The sequence below is a fragment of the Pseudomonas sp. LAIL14HWK12:I10 genome, from assembly GCF_900184205.1.
GTDB lineage: Bacteria > Pseudomonadota > Gammaproteobacteria > Pseudomonadales > Pseudomonadaceae > Aquipseudomonas > Aquipseudomonas kermanshahensis.
Genome location: NZ_FXWU01000018.1, coordinates 71027 through 79754, shown reverse-complemented (window position 1 = coordinate 79754; position 8728 = coordinate 71027). Strand labels below are relative to the sequence as shown.

8 protein-coding genes are annotated in these 8728 nt (G+C 63.8%); 3 read left to right on the top strand and 5 right to left on the bottom strand.

Going from position 1 to position 8728, the window contains the following annotated elements; all coding sequences use genetic code 11:
* From QOS90_RS26045 to QOS90_RS26035, 3 genes are all read right to left on the bottom strand, one after another.
* Nucleotides 1-524: RHS repeat-associated core domain-containing protein (locus tag QOS90_RS26045; protein ID WP_283600572.1), on the bottom strand; the 524-nt coding region annotated here is incomplete at its 3' end.
* Nucleotides 525-709: 185 nt separating this feature from the next.
* The gene (rimI, locus tag QOS90_RS26040) at nucleotides 710-1165 is read right to left on the bottom strand and encodes a ribosomal protein S18-alanine N-acetyltransferase (RefSeq protein ID WP_027594512.1); all 456 of its coding nucleotides are present in this window, start codon (nucleotides 1163-1165) and stop codon (nucleotides 710-712) included.
* Entirely contained in the window at nucleotides 1162-1950 is a 789-nt protein-coding gene (locus tag QOS90_RS26035; RefSeq protein WP_085274312.1) for an energy transducer TonB, read from the bottom strand. The genes rimI and QOS90_RS26035 overlap by 4 nt, the downstream gene beginning before the upstream one ends.
* Before the next feature lie 237 nt (nucleotides 1951-2187).
* Between QOS90_RS26035 and mksB the strand changes: the two genes are divergently transcribed.
* Genes mksB through mksF form a run of 3 tightly spaced genes read left to right on the top strand, consistent with a single transcriptional unit; the run spans nucleotide 2188 to nucleotide 7002 of the window.
* The gene (gene mksB / locus QOS90_RS26030; protein ID WP_027594514.1) at nucleotides 2188-3477 is read left to right on the top strand and encodes an Mks condensin complex protein MksB; all 1290 of its coding nucleotides are present in this window, start codon (nucleotides 2188-2190) and stop codon (nucleotides 3475-3477) included.
* Nucleotides 3467-4174 (top strand): Mks condensin complex protein MksE, encoded by a 708-nt coding sequence (gene mksE / locus QOS90_RS26025; protein ID WP_027594515.1) that lies wholly within the window; start codon nucleotides 3467-3469, stop codon nucleotides 4172-4174. Before mksB ends, mksE begins: the two co-directional genes overlap by 11 nt.
* Nucleotides 4171-7002: an Mks condensin complex protein MksF gene (mksF, locus tag QOS90_RS26020; protein WP_085274310.1), complete on the top strand. Its 2832-nt coding sequence runs from the start codon at nucleotides 4171-4173 to the stop codon at nucleotides 7000-7002. The genes mksE and mksF overlap by 4 nt, the downstream gene beginning before the upstream one ends.
* Before the next feature lie 123 nt (nucleotides 7003-7125).
* On the opposite strand, the gene QOS90_RS26015 is transcribed toward mksF, so the two are convergent.
* Together QOS90_RS26015 and proB are read right to left on the bottom strand one after the other, a co-directional pair.
* On the bottom strand, nucleotides 7126-7581 hold the full coding sequence (locus QOS90_RS26015) for a CreA family protein (protein WP_177408612.1): 456 nt from the start codon (nucleotides 7579-7581) through the stop codon (nucleotides 7126-7128).
* Between the two features lie 10 nt (nucleotides 7582-7591).
* Nucleotides 7592-8710, bottom strand: coding sequence for a glutamate 5-kinase (gene proB / locus QOS90_RS26010; RefSeq protein ID WP_027594518.1), 1119 nt, complete (start codon nucleotides 8708-8710; stop codon nucleotides 7592-7594).
* Between the last annotated feature and the right edge of the window lie 18 nt (nucleotides 8711-8728).

The window sequence follows — 8728 nt, the reverse complement described above, 5'->3', positions numbered from 1 at the left end:
GTGGGTGCAGTGGGTGCAGTGGGTGCTGTAAGCGACGCCACCCAATCAAAGTGGCTTGATAAGCCATAATAGTAGGTGATGTGGCCACTAGGGTCCGTACGATTCACTGGGTCACCCCCGCAGTAAACATACGCATTCACGCCTCCTCTACCAAACGGACTGAATTCATCAGGCGAGTTGAAGCGATGGGTAACAACGTCAAAAAAACGATAACCGTTCCCAAGAAAGTAACCGATTGGCAACAATGACTGCATCTGGCCTGCGAAGCCAATCAGCGACTCCATACCCCTCTGGAAGCCATAAGGTGAATAGGCTACCGATTTAGATCGTGTACCGGACTCACCTATCACAGAGCCCATGCCATCCGAAGCAAGCATCATCGTTTGCTGAAGATCATTGGCAACCTTTCGTTCGACAAGCCGCATACCCGCAGCCTGGAACAACGAACTGCAACGGCCTTCCTGCCAAACAGTGCGTACTGCATCCCCTTCATAAAAAAACCAAGCACCCGTGAAAGTCTTCATGGTCGTAATACTCAGAATTCCCATCCCAATGATTCAGAACGCGAAGCCCTTTGTATACTGGTAAATATGCCAGGAGCGTTTCTGGGGTAACTCGGAAGCCGAGCGCAGCAACGGGTGAATCGGCACCACGCCATAGCATGCGCTAGAGGGCTGGCAGCCAGCGCATCAGCAAATGGACCGCACCTTCACTCTTCGAACAACGTACAAGCCATCACCAGCGCATCCTCGCGCCCGCCCGCCATGGGGTAGTAATCCCGCCGGCGGCCGATCTCGTTGAAGCCATAGCGCTCATACAACCGATACGCCGACTGGTTGCTGGCGCGCACCTCCAGGAAGCACTCGCGGCCATTGAGCTGGTAAGCCCGCGCCATCAGGTGCTCGAGCAGACGCAGGCCCAGGCCACACCCCTGGTTCTCGGGTTTGACGGTGATGTTGAGCAGGTGCGCCTCGTCGATGATCACGTTGATCACGCCGTGGCCGACCTGCTGCTGGCCATCGAACATCAGCCACACTTCGTAGGACTTGAGCGCATCCTGAAAGATTCCGCGGGTCCAGGGATGACTGAACGCGGCATATTCGATCTTAAGCACGGCATCCAGATCCGCCTCGGTCATCGGGCGGAAACTGATCGATTCACTCATTCAACGCTCTTCCAGCGCGCCATCAGCTGGCGCATGGCTTTCCAGACGTCCGCCTTGCGCTGCGGCTCGTCCATCAACAGTTCAAGGCCCGGCAAGGCCCAGGCGTCGCCCAGGCCCTCGAGCTTCAGTACTTGGTAGTAGGTGTGCGCATCGGCATTGCCGGCGAAGCGCAGCGCGGGCAGGCCGATCAGCCACAAGCAGTTGCACGGGGCTTCTTCCAGGCGCGCCTGGATGAACCCCTGGACAAAATCGCGTGCGGCGTCCGGGCCCTGGTCCATGTTGCCGCGCACCAGCAACGGCCAGCGTACTGGCTCGCCGATGATCTGCGGGGCGTCGGGCAGGCCGGCGGCGCGCAGCATGTCCTTGAGCAGCAAGTAGGACGGGTCGCGGCTCTGGAAGGGCTGGCCGGTGGCCAGTTCCACCAACAGCAGGCAACTGCCGGCACGCAGCAACTGCAGCGAGAAACGTGGCGGCGGCACCGGGGCTGGGCGCGGCGCGGGCGCTTCTGGCTCAGCTTCGGCTGGCTTGGCGGCGGGCTTTGCGGTGCTGCCGGGGCGCGGAATTTCGATTTTCGGGCGTTCGCCAGAGCGTGCCTGAGGGGCGGCTGGCGCCGGCTGGTTGGCCGCCGGTGCAGGCCTGACCTCGAAGTCGATGTCTTCGACCGGCGCCACCGGCAATAGCAGTTCGGGGCGCGACGGTGCGGCGAACGGCAGTTCGGCGCGCGGCAGCCAGTGCACCACTTGCATGGCGGAGAGGTAGGCGCGGCGACGGGGTTCGGTCAGCACTGGGCGGGTATCCGGAGGGTTGAAACAATCGGGCATTCTAACGCGTACGCCTTGGGTTTTGCAGTGTTGTTGAGATCGAGCGCCGCGCGGGCGGCGCTCGATCTCACAGGCGCCAAAGCGCTCCCGCCATACCCCTAAAAAACCAAGGGACATCTCTCATTACAGACCAAGGGGTGAAATCCTCCCCCCTGGATGCAGTACAATCGCCCCCTTTTTCTTGGCAACGAGTCGAAGCCAATGATCGAACCCAAGCGCGTCCTGCGCGCCCTAGCCGAACACTGGGCCCTGATCGAGCCACTGTGCGAACGTTTCGACCAGGGCACCCTGAGCCTGGTCGAACTGCGCCAGCATGTGGCCCGCCAGCAGGTCGAAAGCACCCCGCAGGACATCACCCAGCTGCTCGACGTGTGGATCCGCCTGGATATCCTGGTCCCGGTGGCCAAGAGCCCGAACCGCTTCGAGCTCAACGCCCAGATCCACGACTTCCTCGCCTACCTGCGCCGTGAACACCGCTTGGGCCTGTGCCTGGAGATCGAAGCCTACCTGCGCCACCTGGAGCGCCTCGCCGGGCACATCCAGGACGCCTTCGACAACCGCGACAGCGACGACCTGGCGCGCCAGCTGCGCCTGCTCGACATGCGCGTGCGCGATGTGCTCAAAAAGCTCGACAACGACGAGCAGGCACTGGTGGCCGTGGCCGAACGGGCCAAGACCAGCAACCGGCAGATCCCGCTGCGCCAGCGCTACGCCGAAGTCCTCGCAACCTGGGACGAATACGTCGAGCCGATGATCCAACTGGTCAACGCCGACGGCGCCTTCGAACAAGGCGTGCGCAAGGTCGAGACCGTGCTGCTGCGCCTGCTGGGCGAACAGGCGCGCCTCGGCCACCTGGTCGACGACGACATGCTGCTGCGCACCCACGCGCGCATTCTGGAAATGCAAACCAGCGCCCAGCTGACCCTGCGCCACGCCCGTGAATTGCTGCTGCCCCTGCGCGAAGAAGCGCGCCGGCACAACGCCGTGACCCGTGGCGCTGCGTTGGCCCTGTCGGTGATCCGCCGCAAGGGCATCGATGCCGTGCCGCAAGCGGCCATGCCGATGTTCACTCGGCCGCAGAGCACCTTCCTCGGCAGTGCCAGCCAAGTCGAGGCTTATGTTTACGCCCTGGCCCGTTTCGAGCCCAAGCCTGCGCGCTTCCCCAAGGCGCACAAGACCGACAAAGACCCGCTGCCGCGCGCGCCACGCACGGTCAAGGAAATGCTCGAACGCTGCGAGCAGGCCCTGCCGCTGCCCGACCTGATGGTCTGGCTGCTGGACCAGGAGCCCGAAGGCGCCACCGACGAACTGCTGTACTGGTTCTCGCGCCTGTCCCGAGAAAAGCGCTTCAAGCGCGAGCGCCTCGAGCGCCGCGACTACACCACCCACGAACACCTGGTCAGCCTGCGCTCGTTCGCCCTGACGTCCAGCCGTGAAGACGTCGCCCGAACGACTGCCGAATCCAACGCGAGCCCAGCCAATGCATCTTGATCTTTCCGAACTGTCCCAGCTCGCGCCGATCTTCCGCGAGCTGTTCAAAGGTTTCCACGTCAGCCGCCGTGACCCGGAGCTGTACGCTCAGCTGTCGAACTTCCAGGACCAGTACCGCACCCTGTTCAAGGCCCTGGGCTTCGAGCTGGTGTGCGACACCCGTGGCTTCTATTACTTCGTGCCCGAGCTTGCCGCCGCGCAGGTCAACAAGACCGCCCAGCGCCTGTCGTTGTTCACCTTCATCCTGGTCGAGCACCTGGCCGACCAAGGCCGCGACCCGATGGCCGTGCTCGACGGCGGCAGCATCGGCCGCGACGAGCTGCCCTCGCTGCTGGACAAGTACCGCGACCTGTTCCTGCAGGCCGAGGTGCAAACCGTCGACGAACTCGAAGAGAAGATCCTCCGGCGCATGACCCAGCTCGGCTTCGCCCACGAGGAAGGCGGCATCTACCGCTTCCTGCCGCCGATGCACCGCTTCCTCGATGTGTGCCTGTCGGTCCAGCAGGACCGCGACCTGGCTGCCACCCTGCACAGCGACCTGCCCTTGCCGACACCGGTACTGGTCGAGGAAGAAAGCCCGGAACAACTCAACCGCACCGACGACCCACTCGACCTGTCGCCGTTCGAAGGCGACGAGAGCGAAGAGGACGCCCTGGCCCGGGCCATCCGCGAAGAGCAACAGGAGATTGACGCATGAGCCAGGAACGCTACGGCATCCGCCGCTTTGCATTGCTCAACACCGCCGGCTACAGCCTCGGCCTGTTCCCGCTGGAACACCCGCTGTCGGTGTACGGCGCCAACAACCTGGGTAAATCGGCGTCGATCAACGCCCTGCAGTTCCCGATTTTGGCGCGCATGTCTGACATGAGCTTCGGCAAGTACAGCCTGGAGCAGTCGCGTCGTTTCTACTTCGCCAGCGATACCTCGTACATTCTCTGCGAACTGAACCTGCCCCACGGCCCGCACGTGATCGGTGTGGTCGGCCGCGGCCCGGGTGGCGGTTTCGGCCACCAGTTCTTCGCCTACAAAGGCGAGCTGGACCTGGCCCACTACCAGAAGAACGACACCTGCCTGCGCCAGAAGGAGCTGTTCACCAACCTGGAGCGCCTGGGCCTGAAGGCCTACGAGCTCAAGCCCGACGAACTGCGCCGGCTGCTGGTCGGCGGCCACACCTCGGTGCCGCTGGACCTGACCATGATCCCGCTGCGCTCGACCAGCGAGCAAAGCCTGAAAACCTTCCGCGCGCTGTTCATCAACCTGCTGCACATGCGCGAAATCACCGCCGCCAAGCTCAAGCAGCTGTTCCTCGATGCCTTCGAGCACAGCCTGCGCTCGGGCAGCGTCGACTACATCGCAGCCTGTGAAGAAGCCTTCCGCGATGTGCGCCGCATGGAGCAGGACTACAACGCCCTGGTCGCCGCTGGCCCACTGGTCGAAGCCCTGGCCGGTGGCGTGGCCCAACGCGACATCCTGCGCGGCAAGCTGCACCGCCTTTCGCCACTGCTCGACAACCTGCTGGGCACCTGGCAGGAATACGCCATGGCACGCAAGGAAGAGCTGGTCATCCAGTCCGAGCACTACCGCGGCGAACAGGACCGGTTGCAGAACGACCAACGTGGCGGCACTCAGGAGCTGATGCGCCTGGAACGTGAAATCACCGGCATCCAGCGCTGGCTTGGCGAGTTGTCAGTGCTCAAGCACCGCTTCGCCCTGGTCGATGACGTCAAGGTGCTGGAGCAGCAGTTGCTGGCCGCCAAAGACGCCCACGACGAACTGGCCGGCGCCCTGGCCCAATCGCGGCAGTTCTCGGCCGAAGACCTGGACGAGCGCGTACGCGACCTGGAAAAACGCCTCAAGCAGGTTCGCCAGCAGCTCGACCACGCCGACAACAACAGCTACGCCCGCCTGCGCGAAGAGTTCTCGCAGCAGGATGTTGACCGCCTGATGCGCCTGTTCAACGGCGCCCTGTTCAGCCTGCCGCTGGGCGAGCGCGGTATCGAATTGGACGACAACGACCTGTGGGTAAAGTCGCTGGAAGCCGTGCTCGACGGGTTCAAGGGCGAGCGTTTCGAAGCGCCCGGCCTGTCCATCGACCTGTCGCACATCGACCCACCGGCCTTGCAGGCCCTGGCCGACCGCGCCGCCCTTCGCGACCAAAAAGAGCGCCTGGAAAAAGAGCTCAAGCAGCTCAAGACCCAGCAGGCCGTAGCCGCCGACCGCTCCGCCTCCAAGGCGCAGACCGAAACCCTGTACCAAGCGGTACTGGACGCGCAAAAAGCCTTGGAAGACTTCCGCCGCAGCGAAACCCTGGCCGCCGAAGAGCCCGAGAAACTGGAGCAGCTGTCGCAACTGGAAGCCGCCCAAGACGAGCTCAAGCGCTCCAGCGACGCCTTCACCGAACGCGTCCAGCAACTGTCGGCCAAGCTGCAACTGGTCGGCCGGCAGATCGGCGACCTCGAGTCCAAGCAACGCACCCTGGAAGACGCCCTGCGTCGCCGCCAGCTGTTGCCGGCCGACCTGCCCTACGGCACGCCGTTCATGGAAGCGATCGACGACTCCATGGACAACCTGCTGCCGATGCTCAATGACTACCAGGACAGCTGGCAGGGCCTGCAGCGGGTGGATAACCAGATCGAGGCGCTGTACGCCCAGGTGCGCCTCAAGGGCGTGGCCAAGTTCGACAGCGAAGACGACATGGAGCGCCGTCTACAACTGCTGGTCAACGCCTATGCGCACCGCACCGACGAGGCCCTGACCCTGGCCAAGGCACGCCGCGCGGCCGTCACCGACATCGCCCGGACCCTGCGCAACATCCGCAGCGACTACGACAGCCTCGAGCACCAGCTGGCCCTGTTCAACCGCGAGATCAACAAGCGCCAGGTGTCCAACCTGGAGAGCTTCCGCGTGGTGCTGGCGCCAAACAAAGAGGCGCTCAAGCACATCGACCAGATCATCCACAGCGCCGGCCAGTACGAGGAAGGCGAGACCCTGTCGGTGTTCGACCTGACCCAAAGCTCGGACCAGGACCACAAGAACGAAGAAGCCAAGGAGTACCTGGCACGGCTGGTGGCGGCCAACCACAACCAGCTGGGCCTCAAGGACCTGTTCGAGCTGGCGTTCGAGATCACCAAGGTCAATGGGCAGCCGGTGATCCACGCCGACATCGACGGCGCCGCGTCCAACGGCACCACCATGACCATCAAGGCGCTGACCAACATGTACTTGTTGCTGCACCTGATGGACCGCGACCTGGCCGGGCGCATTCGCTTGCCGTACTACCTCGACGAGGCGGCAGACATCGACGAACGCAACCAGGCGGCACTGCTGGAGACCAGCTTGCAGCTGGGCTTCGTGCCGATTCTGGCGAGTGTGAAGCCGCAGGTGTCGGCCAAGGTGGCGATCGACCTGGAAGGTGGCAGCGGGCCGAATGGCATCTACATCGACGAGGCGGACTGGAAGTTCATCAGCCGGCTGGATGAGGTGAAGGCGGACGTGCGGGAGGATCAGGCTGAGGCGTTGGCCTGATTGTTGTGAACGGGGGCCGCTTTGCGGCCCATTCGCAGCACAAGGCTGCTCCTACAAAATCTCTGTAGGAGCAGCCTTGTGCTGCGAATGGAGGCCAAAGGCCTCCCAGTATCTACCAGGCTATCAGTGAGCCCAAGGCAAGATCGGAATCGCCGTCACCGCATTCTGCGGGCTGCCTTCGATCATGCGGTCGCTGTACACCAGGTACACCAGGGTATTGCGCTTCTTGTCGAGAAAGCGCACCACCTGCATGGTCTTGAACACCAACGAGGTGCGTTCCTTGAACACTTCCTCGCCATCTTTCAACTCACCCTTGAAGTTGATCGGCCCCACCTGACGGCAGGCAATCGACGCCTCTGCCCGGTCCTCGGCCAGGCCCAAGCCACCCTTCACGCCGCCGGTCTTGGCCCGCGACAGGTAACAGGTCACACCCTCGACCTTGGGGTCATCGAATGCCTCGACCACGATGCGGTCGTTCGGCCCGACGAACTTGAACACGGTCGACACCTGGCCGACCTCCTCGGCACCGGCCAGCATCGGCAACGCCAACGTTGCCACGGCGATCATCCTTTTCAACATGCCCACGCCCTCAAACCAGAACCAGGTTGTCACGGTGCACCAGCTCGGGCTCCGCGCTGTAGCCCAGGATGCTTTCGATGGCATCGGACGGCTGGCCAATGATTTTTTGCGCCTCAAGGGCGCTGTAGTTGGCCAAACCGCGGGCCACTTCCAGGCCATCAGGGCCGACGCACACCACCATCTCGCCACGACGGAAACTGCCCTGCACGGTCTTCACGCCCACCGGCAGCAGGCTCTTGTTGGCCTGGCGCAGCGCCTGCACGGCACCGGCGTCCAGCACCAGCGTGCCACGGGTTTGCAGGTGCCCGGCCAGCCACTGCTTGCGCGCTGCAAGCATGCCGCGCTCAGGCGACAGCAAGGTCCCCAGGCGCTCGCCCGTCTTGAGGCGGTCGAGCACGCGCTCGATACGGCCACCGATGATGATGGTGTGGGCGCCGGAACGTGCCGCCAGGCGCGCCGCGCGCAGCTTGGTCTGCATGCCGCCACGGCCCAGGGCACCGCCGGTGCCACCGGCCACAGCGTCGAGCGACGGGTCGTCGGCGCGAGCTTCGTAGATCAGCTGGGCTTCGGGGTTGTTGCGCGGGTCGGCGTCGAACATGCCGTCACGGTCGGTGAGAATCACCAGCAGGTCGGCTTCCACCAGGTTGGCCACCAGCGCGGCCAAGGTGTCGTTGTCGCCGAAGCGGATCTCGTCGGTGACCACGGTGTCGTTCTCGTTGATCACCGGCACCACGCCCAAGTCGACCAACGTGCGCAGGGTGCTGCGAGCGTTGAGGTAACGCTTGCGGTCAGACAGGTCGTCATGGGTCAGCAGAATTTGCGCGGTGTGCTTGCCGTGCTCGCCGAAGCTCGACTCCCAGGCCTGCACCAGGCGCATCTGGCCGATCGACGCGGCCGCCTGCAGCTCGTTCATCGCGCTCGGTCGCGAGGTCCAGCCCAACTGGCTCATGCCAGCTGCCACGGCCCCCGAAGAGACCAGCACCAACTCCACGCCTGCTTCACGCAGCGCGACCATCTGCTCGACCCAAACGGCCATTGCGCCGCGGTCAAGGCCCTTGCCATCGGCGGTCAACAGAGCACTGCCAATCTTCACGACCCAGCGCTTGGCGCCCGTCACCTTGCTTCGCATCTTCTTCCAACCTATGTC

Bases quoted from the DNA above. Each gene is read 5' to 3' on its own strand.
- rimI (WP_027594512.1), bottom strand. From the start codon at position 1,165: ATGAGTGAATCGATCAGTTTCCGCCCGATGACCGAGGCGGATCTGGAT.
- mksB (WP_027594514.1), top strand. From the start codon at position 2,188: ATGATCGAACCCAAGCGCGTCCTGCGCGCCCTAGCCGAACACTGGGCC.
- mksE (WP_027594515.1), top strand. From the start codon at position 3,467: ATGCATCTTGATCTTTCCGAACTGTCCCAGCTCGCGCCGATCTTCCGC.
- mksF (WP_085274310.1), top strand. From the start codon at position 4,171: ATGAGCCAGGAACGCTACGGCATCCGCCGCTTTGCATTGCTCAACACC.
- QOS90_RS26015 (WP_177408612.1), bottom strand. From the start codon at position 7,581: ATGTTGAAAAGGATGATCGCCGTGGCAACGTTGGCGTTGCCGATGCTG.
- proB (WP_027594518.1), bottom strand. From the start codon at position 8,710: ATGCGAAGCAAGGTGACGGGCGCCAAGCGCTGGGTCGTGAAGATTGGC.